The sequence below is a fragment of the Bradyrhizobium sp. USDA 3397 genome (genome assembly GCF_054060965.1).
Genome location: NZ_JBSSDS010000001.1, coordinates 4317264 through 4333222 on the forward strand (window position 1 = coordinate 4317264; position 15959 = coordinate 4333222).

The window sequence follows — 15959 nt, forward strand, 5'->3', positions numbered from 1 at the left end:
TGACCTCTAGTCAAGAATTTGACTTCAAGCTAATTGATATAATTCAATCTGGATATCAATCTTCCTGATGTCGATGCTGGATCTCACCCTTCTGAAGAATTTCGTCGTCGTGGCCCGCACGGGCTCGATCAGCCTGGCGGCCTTGCAGATTGGCCGGACACAGTCCGCGCTCAGCATGCAGATGCAACGGCTGGAAGAGACGATCACGCAGTCGCTGTTTCACCGCAGCGGATCCGGCATGAGGCTGACCACGGCCGGCGAGAAACTGCTCGTCCACGCCGAGACGCTGCTGGCGCAGCACGACGAGATTCTGGCCGACATGAGCGGTGGGGGCCTCAAGGGGACGCTGAGCCTCGGCTGCCCGGAGGACTATTCGATCGCTTTCCTGCCGGCGCTGCTGAAGGGGTTCTGCGCGCTGCATCCCAATGTCGAGCTGCGCATGGTCTGCGCACCGACCTCCGAGCTGCGCCCAATGCTGGCGCGGCGCCAGATCGACATGGCGCTGGTCTCGCTGTCCGATGCTGGAGCGCGCGAGGTGATCCGCGAGGAGCGCTTCGTCTGGGTCGCGAACGAGGCCGAACCGAAAATACTGACGCAGGATGTGCTGCCGCTGGCGCTGGCGGCGCCGATGAGCCTGGACTACCGCGCCGCCTGCGCCGCGATGGACGCGGTCAATCGGCGCTACAGGGTCGCTTACGCGAGCAACAGTCTCGCCGGCCTGATCGCGATCGCGCGGTCCGGTCATGCGATCAGCGTCCTGACGCGAACCGCCGTCCCGTTCGATCTTCACGTCGTGTCGGCCGAACTGCCCCTGCTTCCGACCATCGGCATCGCGCTCGAATTCTCGGAGGCGAGGCCCTCGCTGCTGGCGACGACGCTGGCCGAGCACGTCCGCACCGTGTTGCCCGGACTGAAGACCAAGGCGGAGATCGATTAGTGAACTGTCGCACCTCGATGTGCGCGTCCTTGACCGGCTTGCGCCAGCGATCCCTCCTGCCCGACATAGCGATCGAGCTGTTCCGGCGCCGCGTCGTGGCCGTGACATGAGGACGCTGGAACGGGAAGCGCCGCATTGCGTTCGGCAGCGAGGAGAATCCTGCCATGCCGACCAAGCCGACCATCGCCCGCATCTGGCGCGGCCGTACCCGCCGCGACCTCGCCGACGCCTACCAGGCCTATCTGCAAGCCGAGGGCATCCCGCCGCTGCGAAAGACCGCGCTCGGTGTGCAGCAATTGCGCGAGGACCGCGACGAGGAGACGTGGTTCACCACCATCTCCTACTGGGCCGACATCGCGGCCATGACCGCTTTCACCAAGGGCGAGCCGACCAAGGTCCATCATCTCGCGCGCGACGCGGAGTTCCTGATCGAGCTGCCGGAGCGCATCGAGATCCACCGCATCCTGATCGACGAGCAGGGCCTGCGGTGAAAGCCTCGTAGCCGTAGCAGCTGGAGCCGTATCGCCCGCGGAGAATCAACTGCTCGCGGCTGTGCGGTTTCGCCGCAATGGTACCGCAGGAATGAATCACTATAGTCGGAATGTCATGGCATATGTCGTCGACATAGACGCGCGCACCGCGCGTTTCAGTCTTCACGCCGGCCGCCTCCAAGCAGGCGGTTAGCCGGACGGCGCTGTGCGCCGTCCGGGCTCTTTTCCAGCTTTCGTGACCTCCGTCTGAGAGGTCGTATTGAAGCAGAAGGAGTGTGCCGTGCTGCCTCTTCCAAGAATCAAGCTCATCGCATCGGACTATCCACGGCTTGAACAGCTTGCCTGCCGCGCCTCCCAAAGGGGCGATCTCGACGGGATCTTCCTGCTCAGTGAGATCAACCGCGCCGAGATCGTGCCGGACACATGGGACGATCTCAATTCGCGGGTGACCGTGGGATCATGGGTCACGTTCTGCACGAATTGGGGCGTTCCGCGCCGCACTGTGCACCTCGTGTGGCCCGAGGAGTGTTGGTCGGACCCCGCTCGCATTTCGGTGCTGACACCTTTGGGAGCCGCTTTGATCGGCCTGCAGGTCGGCGATCAGATGCCGTACGTGGTCGCGGGCTGTCTGAACGTCGTCAGGGTTCAGAGCGTCAGCCAATCGAGCCCGAACGTCGTCCCTCTCGTCCGATCAAGTCGGCGCAAAGGGCCGTGCGATGACGACCCGGGACCAAGCGCAGCCTAGGAGGATAAAATGCAGAAATTCGAAGCCGAGATCCGAAGAGAACAGTCGGCGCTGCCGCCGATCAAGATCGCAGACGAGGAATCGCGGCGTCTTAACTCGCTTGCGAATTCGACTATGGACCTGTTTCCCCGCGTCGCCCAGTTTCTGGCCCGGGAGCTGGAACGCGCAACGATCGCGCAAGAGAGCGATTTGAGCGGCGTGGTTCGGATGGGCTCCAGAGTGATCTATCGCGATGACGGGGCGGGCTCCAGTCGGGAGATCGTGCTGGTTTATCCGCACGAGGCGAACATCGAGCTCAACCAGATTTCGATCCTGACGCCCGTTGGAGCCGCCCTGATCGGTCTCTCGGTGGGACAGCGGATCGAGTTCGAGACGCCCGACAAGCGGACGAGAGGGCTCACCGTTCTCGCCGTCTCCTGACAAAGGAAACGGCAATCCGACCGAGCATAGGCCTGCTCCTTGCAGGAACGCGCCCGCGGGCGCGTTCCGTGCGCGCTCAGCGGCCACGCAAAGGTCAGTGTGGTGACAGAAACGCCTGCGCGCTTTTCGCAATTGCCCCCTCGTCGGGCACGACAATGGGAACAGCCATGAAGAACATGAGTGCCGGCCAGGTCGCGCTGTTGGTCGCTCTCGGAGCCATGTTGATCCTCACGGGCATTTGGGGATTCTCGGTCTGGGGAGCCAGCGCCGGGGTCGAGATGGACAAGCATGGCTGGATCGCGCTTGGCCTTGGCGCCTTCTTTTCCCTGCTCGTCGGCTGCGGGCTGATGGCGCTAATGTTCTTCAGCAGCCGCAGCGGTCACGACGATGTCGCCGATCCCTTCCGCCGGCGGGATAGCGAGGACAGATAGTAACGAAGCGCCTGCGCGAGCGACGGGCACGGCAGTAGCGACGCTCCGCACGCACCGTTACGAACATTTCATTTTCTGCGACCCTCTGACGCTCGCCACCCGCTGGAGGAACGGAGCGCGCAACCGGCCGTTGCTCTCGCATCCTCACCAACAGGGAGCCCGACATGACGATGCGTCGAACTTTCGTTGCCCTCGCGGCCGCTGGAGCGATGCTCTCGATGGCTTCACCCGCGCTCGCGGCACCTCTGCCGATCGCAAATCCCGCCCCCGATTCCGGCGTGGAACAGGTGCAGTACCGGCACTGGCATGGACATGGTCATCGGTATGGCCACAGGCACCATCACCGCCATTACGGCACGGGCGCAGCCGTCCTCGGCGGCCTCGCAGCGGGCGCGATCATCGGCGGCGCCATCGCCAACAGCCAGGCTCAATCCAATGCCGCCTCCTATTGTGCGCAGCGCTATCGCTCCGACGATCCCGCCTCTGGGACCTATCTGGGCCGCGATGGTCTGCGCCACTCCTGCCCATGACCCATGCATAAGCCTGCGGCAGCCTCCGCGTTCGGTGCGAGGCTGCCGACGCTCGACATGCGCTCCGCAAGCCGCGCGTGTGCCTTGATTCGGCGCTCCACCGCGTTATACGTTCCCGCCATGATGTTCATCTCCACATTCTTCCCGCTGATCTGAACGGCAGAACGTCGTTCCGGCGCTCCTGCGCCACTCAGATCAAACGGCTTCGCGCGCTGCGATAGCCGAACGGAGAGATGTGCAATGCCCAAGACCGAACAGGCTGGCCTGACGCCAAGACAGGTCCAGACCTTCATCGACGACGGTTTCGTCAAACTCGAGAATGCCTTCAGCGCCGACCTTGCCAAGCAATGCAGGGACGAGTTGTGGGCGGATATCGGCCTGTCGCCGGACGAGCCCGAACATTGGACCCAGCCCGTGCTCCGGGTCGGCGCCAAAGCCACGCCCCCCTTCATTGAAGCCGCGAATACGCCGCTTCTGCACAAGGCCTATGATCAGCTCGCCGGTGAAGGGCGCTGGCTTGCGCCGACGGGCCTCGGAACCTTTCCGATCCGCTTCCCGTCATCGCAATCGCCGGGCGACGATGGCTGGCATTTGGACATGAGCTTTGGCACCGCCGATGCCGACTTCATGGAATGGCGTGCCAATGTGAAGAGCAGCGGCCGTGCGCTGCTGATGCTCTTCCTGTTCTCGGACGTCGGAAACGATGATGCGCCCACGCGAATCCGGAAAGGCTCGCATGCGGCCATCGCGCGGGAGCTACTGCCCCATGGCAAGGCGGGCGCAACGCTCCGGCAACTTGCTGCCGGCGACTGGGCGTCGACCAGGGACTGCGAGGTTGAACTTGCGACCGGCAAGCCAGGCACCGTCTATCTGTGCCACCCGTTCCTGGTTCATGCCGCGCAACCCCACCGCGGGAAACAACCGCGCTTCATGGCACAGCCTCCGCTGCTGCCGAAGCGCGAGTTCGATCCGGCGCTGCCACCTTCGCCGGTTCAGATCGCGATCCGGCGGGCTTGCGGGCTGACGGTCTAAGGGGGTGACATCCGGGACCTCCGGGGGTCCCGGATGTTGCTCGATCCCAGGCTATTGCACCTCGATATTCGCGTCCTTGACCAGCTTGCGCCAGCGTTCCTCCTCCTGCCTAACGTAGCGATCGAGCTCTTCGGGCGCGCTGCCGACCATGATCAGGCCTTCGTTGGCCGACAGCTTCTTGAAGGCACCGGACTGAACGGCCTTCGCGACCGCCTGGGTGAGACGCGCAATCACCGGCGCGGGGGTCTTGGCCGGTGCGTACAATCCGTACCAGGACTCGGCGGCGTAGCCGGGCAATCCGGCCTCGGAAACGGTTGGCAGTTGCGGGAACGCGGCCGACCGCTCGGCCGAGGTGACGGCCAATGCCCTGAGCTGACCCGCCGCCACCAGCGATGCTGCGCTCGCCACGGTGGTGAACATCACGTCGATCTGCCCGCCTAGGAGATCGCTGATCGCAGGCGCCGCACCCTTGTAGGGGACCGCCGTCATCTTGACTTTCGCCATGGCGTTGAACAGCTCGCCGGCGAGATGGGCCGAGGTGCCGATGCCGAACGTGCCGAAATTGAGCTTGCCCGGCTTGGCCTTGGCTTCGGCGATCAGATCGGAGATCGAGTTGATCTTGGATGCGGGGTTGACGACGACGACATTGAAGGACCGCGCGATCAGCGAGACCGCGGCGAAATCCTTGTGCGGATCGAACGGCAGCTTGTCGTAGAGGCTCGGGTTGACCGCGTGCGCGAAGGTCGCCAGCAGCAGCGAATAGCCGTCCGGCTCGCTCGTCGCGACGGTCTGGGTGCCGACGATGGTTCCGGCGCCCGGCTTGTTCTCGATGATGACGGGCTTGCCGAGGTCCGTTTGGATCTCCTGGGCGGTCGTTCGCGCGACGATGTCGGTCCCGCCGCCGGCTGCGAAGGGCACCACGATCTTGATGATCTTCTCGGGATACTCGGCCCGCGCCGGCGCAGTGCTCGATCCCGCCAGCACCAGCAACGCCGACGAGACGAGAATGGCGGAGCGCGGCCAGCTACTTCCTGCAGCGCGGTCGCGACTGATGATCTTGCCGATTGCCATGCGGACCTCCCATCCGGTTCTGGTTGAGTTATTCAACGAGGCTTGTCGTTTTGGACGAACGTAGCCGCGCGCCTTTCTGCAAGTTCTTGGCGGTGCGGCTTCACTTGCTCGCGTTGAGAACAGCCAGCCCGTCGGCCGCCTTCACGCCCTGGCCGGCCGGCAGCACGAAGACCGGATTGATCTCGGCCTCGAGAAGCCGGTCGCCGAGCTGCGCGACCATCTGCGAGAAAGCGACGATCGCTGCTGCGAGCGCTTCGACATCGCATTTCGGTCGGCCCCGAAAACCGTCCAGCAACGGCCATGTGACGAGATCGCGCGCCATCGCGCGCGCCTCGGCGAGGCCGAGACCGCCGTTCGGCGGCAGCAGGCGCATCGTCGTGTCCTTGAACAGCTCGGCGGCGACGCCGCCCATGCCGAGAAGGATGGCGACGCCCAAGGGATCACGGTACATCCCGAGAATGATTTCGACGCCGCTTGAAATCATCTCCTGAACCAGGAATTGCTCGGGTCGCTTCCCGGTCCCTGCCTCGACTTCGTCGGCCATCGCCGTGAGCCGGCCGCCAATGCTCTCGGCTGTCAGGTTGACCGCGACGCCGCCGACGTCGCTCTTGTGTGCGATCTCGCGTGAGAGAATCTTGAGCACGACTCTGCCGCCGAAGTCTCGCGCAGCCCGTTCCGCCTCTCCAGCCGTTGCGACCACTTGCTCTGCCACGATCGGAATACCAAAGCGGGCGAACAAGGTTTTGGCCTGTGCTTCGTCCAGCGATCCGGCCGGGAGATCGGCGATTTCGACAACCGTCGCAGCCGAGCCGGACGTCTGGACCTGCTCCGGCATTCCGGCCTGCAACAAGCCGTCGAGCGCAGCGGCGCAGCTTTCGGCAGAGGTGTAGGCGGGAACGCCTCGCTGCGTGAGGACGGAGACCGCGTCGGGCGCGTGAGGGCTCACATAGGCAATGACGGGCTTGTCGCTGAGCGGCAGGCAATCGTGGATGGCGTCGGCCATCAGCGCCGGCGATCCCACGGCTGACGAGCCAGCGATGACGACCAGCGCATCATAGGACGGGCTTGCGAGCAGGATGCGGATTGCGGCGCGCAGCAGATCCGGCTGCAGGCCGGCCAGCGTTACGTCGATCGGGTTGCGATCGAGCATGGCGTGCGATCCCGACTGCAGAGCTCGGAGTTGCGCGGCAGTATCCGGGCCGGGAGCGGGCGTTGCGAAGCTTGCGACGCCCAGACTGTCGGACACGATAGTGCCGGCGCCGCCGGTCGAGGTGAGGATCGCCACGCGCCGGCCGGAGAGCTTCCGTCCTGCGGCAAGCGCTGCCGGAATGTCGAGCAGGTCTTCGAAGGTTTTCGCGCGGATCACGCCGAGCTGCCTGAACAAGGCGTCGTACATGCGGTCGGAGCCTGCGAGCGCGCCCGTGTGCGAGATTGCCGCCTTTGCGCCCGCTTCCGATCGCCCGATCTTGAAGGCGACGATTGGCTTGCCGGCATCTCGCGCCTTGAGCACCGCTTCGCGGAAGCGGGCCGGGTTGCGGATCGCCTCGATATAGAGCGCGATGACTTTGGTCGCATTGTCGTCGGCGAGAAAGTCGATGAAATCGGCGAGATCGAGATCGGCTTCGTTGCTGGTCGACACCAGCTTCGACAGCCCGACCCCGCGCGCCGCGGCGCGCGACAAGATGGCGCCGAGAATACCTCCGCTCTGCGAGACCAGTCCGACCGGACCTGCCGGGAAATGGTCCATGGCCAGCGCGCCGGAGGCGGACAGCACGATGTTGTCGGTGAGATTGACGAGGCCGATCGTGTTCGGCCCGAGCAGGCGCATGGATCCGGCGGCTTGCATCAGCTGCTGCTGGCGCGCGGCGCCTTCGGCGCCGATTTCGGTGAAGCCGCTGGCGAGAACGATGGCCGCGGCAACACCGCGCGCGGACAATTCGCGCACCGCGACGTGGGCCCATTCGGCGCCGAGCAGGACAAGGCCGACGTCGGGCACATCAGGTAGCGAGGCGATGTCGGGGTAGCAGGCGAGACCGCCGATTTCCTTGACCTTGGGATTGACGGGATAGATCGCACCCGCGAAGCCGTGTTTCCGAAGATAGGAGACCGGTCGCCCCGAGGTCTTGCTCGGGTCCGCCGATGCACCGATCACGGCGATGCTGCGCGGCCGGATCAGGCGTTCGATCGCGTTCATCGCTCAACCCTTCGCCGAGGATTGCGCGAGGAACGCCGCCACGGCCTCGCGATGCTCCGCGCTGGTGTAGCAGATGGCCTGCGCCTGGCTGCCGAGATTGAAGATGTCGTGCGCGGAATGCTCGAACGTCTCGTTCAGGATCTTCTTGCCGAGCGCGAGCGCCGTGGCGGACCCGTGAGCCAGTTCCGCCGCCCAGGCCTGTGCGGCCGACAGCAGCTCGGTCGCAGCCACCTTGCGATCGACGATGCCGAGCGCGAGCGCTTCGTCGGCCTCGACGACGCGGCCGGTGAAGATCAGCTCCTTGGCCCTGGCAAGCCCGACCCTACGCGGCAGGAAATACAGGCCGCCGCCGTCGGGGATCAGACCGCGCTTGATGTAGGACCAGGTGAATTTCGATCGCTCCGTCGCCATGACGAAATCACAGGCCAGCGCAGTGTCGGCGCCGAGGCCCGCCGCGGCGCCGTTGACGGCGGCAATCGTCGGCTTCGGCAGGCCGAGCAGCAGCGACTGCACGTGATGCACGCCCTGCTGACGGCTCCATCCGTTGAATGCGACTTCGCCCTGCGGCGCGTGGAGCCGGCGTTTCATGCCGCTGATGTCGCCGCCGGCGCAGAACGCGTGGCCGCGCCCGGTCAGCACCAGCGCCTTGATCGCCTTGTCGCGGGACACGGTTTCGAGCGCACGGGCGAACTCGGCGCGCATCTCATCGCTCATGGCGTTGCGTCGCTCCGGCCGGTTGAACGCGATCGTCGCAATTCCGGCCTCGACGGAAAATTCGATGAGCTGATCGGACATGGCAACCTCCCTGAAGTCGGATCCATCGGCGTGCGATGAATGATCGGCGCGAGCTCCGCGACTGCGTTTCCTCATCGCGCCGTGCGCAGCCGGCGTTGTTCTTGCCGCTGCCTATAGCGGCTTGCAGCCGGCCGGACATCCCCTTAATTCCACTGAGTGGAAACGGCGGGGGAGATCAAAGATGGCACGGGCGCGCAGATATGCGGGCGGGATCGATGGCAACCGCTCGCTCGAGCGGGGCATCGAGATCCTCCGGGCATTCCGCCCCGGCGTCGATACGCTCGGCAACGGCGAGATCGTAGAGCGAACAGGCTTGCCGCGATCGACGGTCAGCCGGCTGACACGGACGCTGGTCAATTCCGGGATGCTCGACGAAGTCCGCAGCGAGCGGGCCTACCGCCTTGCCGCATCGGTCATCAGCATCGGTCACGCCATGCGGACGGGATCGCCCGTGCTCAACGCGATCGGTCCGATGATGCGCGCGGAATCGGCTAGGCGGCGGCTAAATGTCGGGCTCGCGACTGCCGATAGGACCATGATGGTTTATCTGGAATCGATCCGCTACAGCCCTCGCGCGGCGCTGCGCAACGTGGTCGCCGGCCAGCAGGTGCCGATGGAGCTGACGTCGCTGGGTCGCGCCTATCTCGCCGGCACTACAGAGACCGAGCGCAAACGATTGCTGAAGCAGTTCAAGCGGCGCAGCGCGGCTGCAACCAGAGCGCTGCTGGCGGAGGTCAGGCAATCGATCAGCTCGGTCGAGCACGACGGCTATTGCGCGGTGTCGTGGCAGCCCGCCGTTCTCGCCGTCGCAACGCCCATCGTGCTGGAGTGCCTTCCGGTCTACGCACTCAACATGAGCCTGCAGAACGTCGAGCGCTCCGACGCGCTGGCGAGCGAGCTCGGCGCATACCTCAACGCGTTCGCGGCCAAGTGCAAGGAGGTGCTGGCGGGGCGGTGAAGCCGAGCGGCGAGGCGCAGCCGCTTGCCCGTCAGCTGGAGGAAGAGGTCACGTCCCCTTACAGTTTCCCATAGACCCGCGCGGCCACCGCCTTCAGGCGCTCGACCGATCCGGACTGCGGATGCGGCTTGACCGGGGCGAACAGGATCGAGGCCTGCCGGCCGTTCTTCCAGACGTGGATGTTGACGGCGTTGCCGTTGCCCTTGGTACAGGAATGCTCGCCGAAGGCTTCGCGGCCGAGCTCGGGGATCGCCACGTGCGTGCAGGGGCCTGCGCGCTTCATCATGCCGAGGGCGGTATCGCGCGAGGTCGTGATCACCGCGACGGTCATGGTGTTGGCCTCACGATCGAACATCATGCAGCTGCCTGCTCCGGTCCGCTGCACCGTCAGCGTGCTGTTGTCGAGAAAGCCGTCGGCATCGGCGGCCGTGAGCCACTCGCAATTGCCGAACCGCTCGCTGCTCCTGCTCACATTGCCGACGGCAACGCGCGCGGCTTCGGCGATCGGCGCGAGCAGCGCATCATCGGCACGCCGGCCGATCGGATAGACGCTGATCTGCAGGATGTAATCGCCGGACAGGGCGACGACCGAGGCCTCCTGGCGCTCCGCGCCCGCCGCGCTCGTTCCACCCTGGCCCTCGTCGCCGATTCCGGACACTGCGCTCAGCGGCATGCGTTCGCCAAGCGTCTTGACGAAGGTCGCGTACAATTCCCTGGCGCGGTCCTTGTCGGGATTGCGGAACACGGAGAGCATCATCGTGTCGCCGCGCCCGGCCTGGTAGATGCAGCCGCGGCCGTCCTGGTTCGAAATCAGCGACCATTTCAGCGCCGGCATCGCCCGGGCGAGCTCCTGGGCGCTGATGAACGGGCAGGTTTCGGCCGCGCGCGCGGGAAGCACCGGGGCGGCCGCGATGGCAAGAAATAAAACGAGGCGGGAGAATAGATGATCGATCGTGCGCATCGGAGGAACTTACTATCGAAACGGTGCGCCCGACGAGATGAAAATGAAAAAAATCCTATTATGCAGCCCCCGGTGCCTTCGCCACCGTCAGGTCCTTTAAAAACTGCTCCATGAGCGGCTTGTTGCCAAACCGGCGATAAGAGCGCTCTGCCTCCAACGAAAACGTCGGTTGCGCCCCTACCAAGCTTGCCATCGTCAGCTGCGCCGCTTCTATATCACCGCGCCGCCCTTGCAGCGCAGCCTGGATGAGCAGGCAGTTGGCATCGCGCGGCGCCCTTACAAGGCATTCGGAGATCACGGTAGCCGCCTCATCGCGACGATCAGCGGCGTAAAGAGCCTGGCCATGCACATAGGCGTAATATTCCGGCGCCATGGGATGAAGGCGACGCGCCCGCTCGGCATTGGCAACGGCGTCCGCGTAGTCCCCGAAACGGACTTGTGCTTTTGCCAATGCCATCATGCTGTCCGGGTCATTGGGATTCAGTTCGACGGCGCGCTTGGCGGCCTGCAAGCCGCCCGCATAATCGCCCTGCACCGCCAGCCCGAAGCTGATCACCTGATAGCCGAGCGAGAGATTGGGATCGAGGCGCACAGCCTGGCGCGCTTCGCTAAGACCTAGTTCCAGCTCATGCGCTGTCGCCCGACCACTCGACCTCTTGGCCACATCCGCGATGTAAGTGAGGGCCAAGCCCGCACGGGCGGTGGCATAGGCCGGGTCCATTTCCAGCGCGCGCTGATATAGGCCGCGTGCCTCCATAAGTGCTTCCGCATCCTGGACGCCATGCCGGTATCGATGACGGGCCCGCAGGAGAAGATCGTAAGCCTGAAGGTTGTCGGTCGGACGTTGCGCGGCAGCGATGGCTTCATTTCGGCCGATATACGGCGCGAGCTGGGCGACGATTTCCGTGGTCAGCTCGCTTTGTACGGTGAAGACGTCGGCAACCTGCCTGTCGAAGCTGCGCGACCAAAGGTGCGCGCCCGATTTCACGTCGATCAGCTGCGCCGAGACGCGCAGCCGGTCGCCCTCGCGGCGCGCGCTGCCTTCCACCACGTAGGAAACGCCCAGCTTTGCCCCGAGCTTGCGCATATCGCTGTCTTGCCCGCGCACAGCATAGGTGGAGTCGCGCGCGATGATCTGAAGCTCGGAATTCCTTGCAAGCGCGGTGGTCACATCCTCGGTCAGCCCGTCTGCAAAGTACGATTGGTCCCCACCCATGGTCGCAAAGGGCATGACCGCAACTGACGGCCGCGGGTCGGCGCGGGTCTGGTCGAAAGATAGCGCGGCCGGGAGCCGGCTGACCATCGCCGCCAGGGAAAGTGGTTGGATTTGGGTGCCGATGAGGACAAGGGCTACGGCGGCGACGCCATATGACCAGCGCGCAGCGGTACCGCGTAGAACGCGCGGGACTTTTCGCCAGCGATACCATGATGATTGCGCGCGCCGGACCCGGTAGACATTAAGACGCTCGGGAATGTTTTTGGCGCGCCTGCGGCCCACACGCGCGAACACGTCGCCGCGATTGCGGTCTGCGGCCATGACGACAGCGCCGCTAACAAAGATGCTACCGGGATCGGCCATCGTCTCAAGCCGTGTGGCGACATTAACGCCGTCGCCGTACATGTCGCCATTGTCCTCGATGACATCACCGAGGTTGATGCCTATGCGCAGCTCAAACGGGGCGTTGTCGAACCCTTGCTGGATGGCAGTGCCTGCATCAACGGCTTCGTTGACGCTGGGAAACATCGCCAGAAACCCGTCCCCGGTCTTCTTGAAGATGCGTCCACCATGCTGCGCGACTGTGGGCTCGATCAGATTGTCGAAGACCGTGCGCAGCTCTTTATAGGTGGAGGCCTCGTTTTCGGCCATCATCAGGCTGTAGCTGACGATGTCGGCAGCCATGATCGCGGCGAGCTTGCGTTCCATCAACAGTTTCCCTGTACAGGGGCCAGGCACAACTGGCATTGCGGACATTCTACGCCAGCTTGAAATTAAACCTTCCAACCCGCATGCGGTTATCAACACAGCTCATATATTCGTGAGTAATGAGATCCGTCCGGCGGCGCGCAAGCAGCACCACTCTGCTCATATGGCTGATCCTGAGTTGCCCTGCGGGTTCCCATATGGCGACGGTGAGGCCGGCGCTGGGGTCAGCGGGCCGTCGTCACCGCCCCTGATATTCGGCCCAGCAATCCGTCGTTTCATAGACGCGGACCGCCCACAGCAGTGGCAGGCTGGGCTTCAAGCGGTCCCAGATCCAGACCGCGATGTTCTCGGCGGTCGGATTCGCGAGGCCGTCGACCTCGTTCAGGCACTGGTGGTCCAGCGCCGCCATGATGCCGGCGAAGCTTGCTTCGATATCGAAGAAATCAGCGACGAAGCCGGTGTGCGGGTCGACCTGCCCATCCAGCTGGACCTCGACCCGATAGGAATGACCGTGCAGCCGGCTGCACCGGTGAGTCTCGGGCACGTTTGGCAGCCGATGCGCCGCCTCGAACTTGAACGCCTGCGATATCCTCATCCAGCTCCCCACACGGCATGGCCATCCGGTCTCGGGCCGGTCTGGCGACCAGATGCTGTCCTGTCCTGACCTTTCGGCAAAGAATGGCGCGCCCGGAACGATTCGAACGTCCGACCCTCAGATTCGTAGTCTGATGCTCTATCCAGCTGAGCTACGGGCGCGTGTTTCGCAAACAGCGCGGGCAGGGCCCGCAGGCAGCCCCCGGCGGAGCCGGAGGGGGTGCGAAAGAGCGCTCTGACTAGCCGCTCTTGTCCCGATTGGCAAGGTCCGGGAGGGGGAGTTTTTGCAGGGTAGATGACGGTTTCGGTGTCATTCCGGGATGCCCCGAAGGGGCAGGCCCGGAATCCATAACCCCGACTGGTGGTTATGGATTCCGGGCTCGCGCTACACGCGCCCCGGAATGACGAGAGGTGGGTAGGCGAGGTCCTCGGAAACGAATACCGCACGCTCGGCCGCTGGCCGACTTACGCTCTCTGGCGCTCGTTGCGGATGGAGAGCAGTTCCACGGGACGGTCGGGGATGACTATGCGGAAAGTGGCGCCGATGGTGCCTTCGACCAGGTGGATCTCGCCGCCATGAGCGCGGACCAGCTCGGCGGCGATGGCGAGGCCAAGGCCGCTGCCGCCGGGGCGGCCCGAGGTCTGGAAGGCCTCGAACAGGCGCTCCCGGGTCTTCGGGGGGACGCCGGGGCCGGTGTCGGAGACCTCGAGAATGGCGACGGCGCCTTCGCGCTTCCCGGTGATCCGGATCTGCTGCACGCGCCCCTCACCCGCCGCATGGCTTTCGAGCGCCTGGGCGGCGTTGCGGACGAGGTTGAGCAAGACCCGGAACAGCTGGTCAGGGTCGGCATCGACCGTGAGCCCGCGCTCGATCGCAGCGACCCAGGCGATCGAGGCCTCGTTGGCGAGTCCCGCGGTCTCCCGCACCTCCATCACCACAGGCTCGATCAGGATCATGCGGCGGTCGGGCGCGGCCTCCTGGGCGCGGCCGTAGGACAATGTCGACTGGCAGAAGGCGATGGCGCGCTCGAGCGAGCGGACGAGCTTGGGCGCAAAGCGCTGCACGCGCGGATCCGGCACGCTGGCGAGCTGATCCGACAGCAGCTGGGCCGAGGCGAGCAGATTGCGCAGATCGTGGTTGATCTTGGAGACGGCAAGACCGAGGGCGGCAAGCCGGCTCTTCTGATTCAGCATCGACATCAGGTCGCGCTGCATGTCGGACAATTCGCGCTCGGCGACCCCGATCTCGTCGCTGCGCTGGCTCGGCACGATGATGCCGGCCGAGCTCTCGGGATTCTCGTGGAAGCCGACCAGGCTCGCGGTCAGCCGCCGCATCGGCCGTACGAAGAGATAATGGAGCGCGAGATAGACGAGGCCCGCGGTCAGCACCGCGATGATCAGCGCGACCACGACGAGGTTGCGGGAGAAGCGGTACATCTGCTTCCGCAGCGGCAGCTCATCGGTGACGATCTCGATGAACTGTGCATTGCCGACCCCGGGGCCGACGATGCGGATCGCCTGGTTGCCGGTCTCCAGCATCATCCGGAACGAGCCGGTGATCGCCTCCCAGGCCGTCATGTCGCGCAGGTCGATGTCGTGCTCGATGGCGGCGGGAATGTTGTCGCTGGCGAGCAGCCGGCGCTGCTGGCCCATCTTGATGGCGACGGCGCGGGCATTGATGCTCTTGAGGATCTGCCGCGACAGCGAATCGGGGACCATGCCGAGCGGCGCCGCATCCAGCACCAGCGCCGCGGTGTTGGCCGCCGCGACGCGGTCGTTCAGCCGATTGACCCAGAAATTCGCGATGGCGGGCACGTAGAGCAGCACCGCGGCGATCATCACCAAGGGAATGGTGAGCAGCAGCAGCTTGCCGGACAACCCGAGCCCGCGCGAGCCGCGGGGCCGCGTCGCCGGCTGGTCTGGCTGATCCAGATCCTGGATCGGCTGGCGATCTGTGGCTGGCACGAAACTCGCCCCTGTTGGCCTTGGCTGATGGAGGATGCGACCCGACCGATGTCCGGTCAAATTACGGATCGCTAATCTGCCGAGGTGTGATGTAAGCGCTGATAGCGCGAGTCGCCACCTCAATGGTTAAAAACGCCGCGCAAACAGCGATATTCACCACAATCGCGCGCTTGTGCGGCGTTGACGAAGACAAGGCGCTCCCTTATAAGCCGCGCGAATTGTCCGCGATGACCCGGTGCGACACCGGGAGCGGCTCTCTTGGGGCCGAAAAAGGGCCCGTTTTGGGCCGCATCTTCCGGACTTTACCATCAATTCTACAGGCAAATTGCCCGGTCAGCGGAGAAAAACCCGTGAAGCGGACTTATCAACCCAGCAAACTGGTGCGCAAGCGCCGTCACGGCTTCCGCGCCCGTCTCGCCACTGCCGGCGGCCGCAAGGTTCTCGCCGCCCGCCGCGCCCGCGGCCGCAAGCGTCTGAGCGCCTGAGCCGGACCCCCTTTTTGGGATTTCATCATGGATCGGCTGAGGCAGCGGGCGGATTTCCTCGCCGTTGCCAATGGCGCGCGGGTGAATAGTCCCGCGTTCGTCCTGCAAAGCCGCCGCCGCGATGATTCCGGCCCTGTCAGGATCGGCTTCACCGTCACCAAGAAGAACGGCAACGCCCCCGAGCGCAATCGCATCCGGCGCCGGTTGCGCGAACTGGTGAAGCGGCTCGATCCGACATCGATGCAGCCCCACCATGATTATGTCCTGGTCGGACGAAAGGACGCGCTCTCGCGCGACTTCGCCACCATGCTCGACGATCTGCGCATAGCGTTCACGAAGCCCGCGCGGCATACGGCCAAAGCGCGCGGCCACAGGCCGGGTCACGCCGCAGCGACCAGCCGCAAACCGGATTGATGACGAGACAAT

17 protein-coding genes and 1 tRNA gene are annotated in these 15959 nt (G+C 64.8%); 10 read left to right on the forward strand and 8 right to left on the reverse strand.

From position 1 onward, the window contains the following. Positions 1 to 73 precede the first annotated feature (73 nt). From ACVWYQ_RS19910 to ACVWYQ_RS19940, 7 genes are all read left to right on the forward strand, one after another. Positions 74 to 937: a LysR family transcriptional regulator gene (locus ACVWYQ_RS19910; protein WP_404546367.1), complete on the forward strand. Its 864-nt coding sequence runs from the start codon at positions 74 to 76 to the stop codon at positions 935 to 937. Positions 938 to 1101: 164 nt separating this feature from the next. Further along, positions 1102 to 1428 (forward strand): hypothetical protein, encoded by a 327-nt coding sequence (locus ACVWYQ_RS19915; protein WP_025032467.1) that lies wholly within the window; start codon positions 1102 to 1104, stop codon positions 1426 to 1428. A 259-nt stretch (positions 1429 to 1687) separates the two neighbouring features. Beyond that, complete coding sequence (locus tag ACVWYQ_RS19920; RefSeq protein WP_271539437.1) at positions 1688 to 2173, forward strand: GreA/GreB family elongation factor; 486 nt, start codon at positions 1688 to 1690, stop codon at positions 2171 to 2173. A gap of 9 nt (positions 2174 to 2182) precedes the next feature. Continuing rightward, entirely contained in the window at positions 2183 to 2593 is a 411-nt protein-coding gene (gene rnk / locus ACVWYQ_RS19925; protein WP_271539439.1) for a nucleoside diphosphate kinase regulator, read from the forward strand. 167 nt (positions 2594 to 2760) lie between these two features. Next, entirely contained in the window at positions 2761 to 3024 is a 264-nt protein-coding gene (locus ACVWYQ_RS19930; protein WP_128264973.1) for a hypothetical protein, read from the forward strand. 164 nt (positions 3025 to 3188) lie between these two features. Beyond that, complete coding sequence (locus tag ACVWYQ_RS19935; protein WP_404544294.1) at positions 3189 to 3554, forward strand: BA14K family protein; 366 nt, start codon at positions 3189 to 3191, stop codon at positions 3552 to 3554. A 240-nt stretch (positions 3555 to 3794) separates the two neighbouring features. Then, positions 3795 to 4586, forward strand: coding sequence for a phytanoyl-CoA dioxygenase family protein (locus tag ACVWYQ_RS19940; protein WP_404544297.1), 792 nt, complete (start codon positions 3795 to 3797; stop codon positions 4584 to 4586). Between the two features lie 51 nt (positions 4587 to 4637). On the opposite strand, the gene ACVWYQ_RS19945 is transcribed toward ACVWYQ_RS19940, so the two are convergent. The 3 genes from ACVWYQ_RS19945 to ACVWYQ_RS19955 form a co-directional block, all read right to left on the reverse strand. Further along, positions 4638 to 5657 carry a Bug family tripartite tricarboxylate transporter substrate binding protein gene (locus ACVWYQ_RS19945; protein WP_456726303.1) on the reverse strand — a complete coding sequence of 340 codons (1020 nt, stop codon included), beginning with the start codon at positions 5655 to 5657 and terminating at the stop codon, positions 4638 to 4640. A 100-nt stretch (positions 5658 to 5757) separates the two neighbouring features. Continuing rightward, on the reverse strand, positions 5758 to 7851 hold the full coding sequence (locus tag ACVWYQ_RS19950; protein WP_404544299.1) for an acetate--CoA ligase family protein: 2094 nt from the start codon (positions 7849 to 7851) through the stop codon (positions 5758 to 5760). A gap of 3 nt (positions 7852 to 7854) precedes the next feature. After that, positions 7855 to 8646: an enoyl-CoA hydratase/isomerase family protein gene (locus ACVWYQ_RS19955; protein ID WP_404544302.1), complete on the reverse strand. Its 792-nt coding sequence runs from the start codon at positions 8644 to 8646 to the stop codon at positions 7855 to 7857. A gap of 181 nt (positions 8647 to 8827) precedes the next feature. Here ACVWYQ_RS19955 and ACVWYQ_RS19960 point away from each other — a divergent pair, with 181 nt between their 5' ends. Beyond that, positions 8828 to 9604, forward strand: a complete 777-nt coding sequence (locus ACVWYQ_RS19960) for an IclR family transcriptional regulator (protein WP_404544304.1) — start codon at positions 8828 to 8830, stop codon at positions 9602 to 9604. A 58-nt stretch (positions 9605 to 9662) separates the two neighbouring features. Here the strand turns inward: ACVWYQ_RS19960 and ACVWYQ_RS19965 are convergent, their stop codons facing one another. The 5 genes from ACVWYQ_RS19965 to ACVWYQ_RS19985 all read right to left on the reverse strand — a co-directional run bounded on the left by ACVWYQ_RS19965 (position 9663) and on the right by ACVWYQ_RS19985 (position 15048). Next, the gene (locus ACVWYQ_RS19965) at positions 9663 to 10565 is read right to left on the reverse strand and encodes a hypothetical protein (RefSeq protein ID WP_404544307.1); all 903 of its coding nucleotides are present in this window, start codon (positions 10563 to 10565) and stop codon (positions 9663 to 9665) included. Positions 10566 to 10623: 58 nt separating this feature from the next. Beyond that, positions 10624 to 12489: a tetratricopeptide repeat protein gene (locus tag ACVWYQ_RS19970; RefSeq protein WP_271539455.1), complete on the reverse strand. Its 1866-nt coding sequence runs from the start codon at positions 12487 to 12489 to the stop codon at positions 10624 to 10626. Positions 12490 to 12727: 238 nt separating this feature from the next. After that, positions 12728 to 13084 carry a 6-carboxytetrahydropterin synthase QueD gene (queD, locus tag ACVWYQ_RS19975; RefSeq protein ID WP_404544310.1) on the reverse strand — a complete coding sequence of 119 codons (357 nt, stop codon included), beginning with the start codon at positions 13082 to 13084 and terminating at the stop codon, positions 12728 to 12730. A gap of 84 nt (positions 13085 to 13168) precedes the next feature. Next, a tRNA-Arg gene (locus ACVWYQ_RS19980) sits at positions 13169 to 13245 on the reverse strand. A 303-nt stretch (positions 13246 to 13548) separates the two neighbouring features. Continuing rightward, on the reverse strand, positions 13549 to 15048 hold the full coding sequence (locus tag ACVWYQ_RS19985) for a sensor histidine kinase (protein WP_275498345.1): 1500 nt from the start codon (positions 15046 to 15048) through the stop codon (positions 13549 to 13551). A 350-nt stretch (positions 15049 to 15398) separates the two neighbouring features. On the opposite strand from ACVWYQ_RS19985, the gene rpmH reads away from it, so the two are divergent. Together rpmH and rnpA are read left to right on the forward strand one after the other, a co-directional pair. Continuing rightward, positions 15399 to 15533: a 50S ribosomal protein L34 gene (gene rpmH / locus ACVWYQ_RS19990; RefSeq protein ID WP_008542748.1), complete on the forward strand. Its 135-nt coding sequence runs from the start codon at positions 15399 to 15401 to the stop codon at positions 15531 to 15533. Between the two features lie 27 nt (positions 15534 to 15560). Then, positions 15561 to 15947: a ribonuclease P protein component gene (rnpA, locus tag ACVWYQ_RS19995; RefSeq protein ID WP_109145452.1), complete on the forward strand. Its 387-nt coding sequence runs from the start codon at positions 15561 to 15563 to the stop codon at positions 15945 to 15947. Positions 15948 to 15959 lie beyond the last annotated feature (12 nt).

Coding starts and splice junctions, on each gene's coding strand:
- ACVWYQ_RS19910 (WP_404546367.1), top strand. CDS start 74: ATGCTGGATCTCACCCTTCTGAAGAATTTCGTCGTCGTGGCCCGCACG.
- ACVWYQ_RS19915 (WP_025032467.1), top strand. CDS start 1,102: ATGCCGACCAAGCCGACCATCGCCCGCATCTGGCGCGGCCGTACCCGC.
- rnk (WP_271539439.1), top strand. CDS start 2,183: ATGCAGAAATTCGAAGCCGAGATCCGAAGAGAACAGTCGGCGCTGCCG.
- ACVWYQ_RS19930 (WP_128264973.1), top strand. CDS start 2,761: ATGAAGAACATGAGTGCCGGCCAGGTCGCGCTGTTGGTCGCTCTCGGA.
- ACVWYQ_RS19935 (WP_404544294.1), top strand. CDS start 3,189: ATGACGATGCGTCGAACTTTCGTTGCCCTCGCGGCCGCTGGAGCGATG.
- ACVWYQ_RS19940 (WP_404544297.1), top strand. CDS start 3,795: ATGCCCAAGACCGAACAGGCTGGCCTGACGCCAAGACAGGTCCAGACC.
- ACVWYQ_RS19945 (WP_456726303.1), bottom strand. CDS start 5,657: ATGGCAATCGGCAAGATCATCAGTCGCGACCGCGCTGCAGGAAGTAGC.
- ACVWYQ_RS19950 (WP_404544299.1), bottom strand. CDS start 7,851: ATGAACGCGATCGAACGCCTGATCCGGCCGCGCAGCATCGCCGTGATC.
- ACVWYQ_RS19955 (WP_404544302.1), bottom strand. CDS start 8,646: ATGTCCGATCAGCTCATCGAATTTTCCGTCGAGGCCGGAATTGCGACG.
- ACVWYQ_RS19960 (WP_404544304.1), top strand. CDS start 8,828: ATGGCACGGGCGCGCAGATATGCGGGCGGGATCGATGGCAACCGCTCG.
- ACVWYQ_RS19965 (WP_404544307.1), bottom strand. CDS start 10,565: ATGCGCACGATCGATCATCTATTCTCCCGCCTCGTTTTATTTCTTGCC.
- ACVWYQ_RS19970 (WP_271539455.1), bottom strand. CDS start 12,489: ATGGAACGCAAGCTCGCCGCGATCATGGCTGCCGACATCGTCAGCTAC.
- queD (WP_404544310.1), bottom strand. CDS start 13,084: ATGAGGATATCGCAGGCGTTCAAGTTCGAGGCGGCGCATCGGCTGCCA.
- rnpA (WP_109145452.1), top strand. CDS start 15,561: ATGGATCGGCTGAGGCAGCGGGCGGATTTCCTCGCCGTTGCCAATGGC.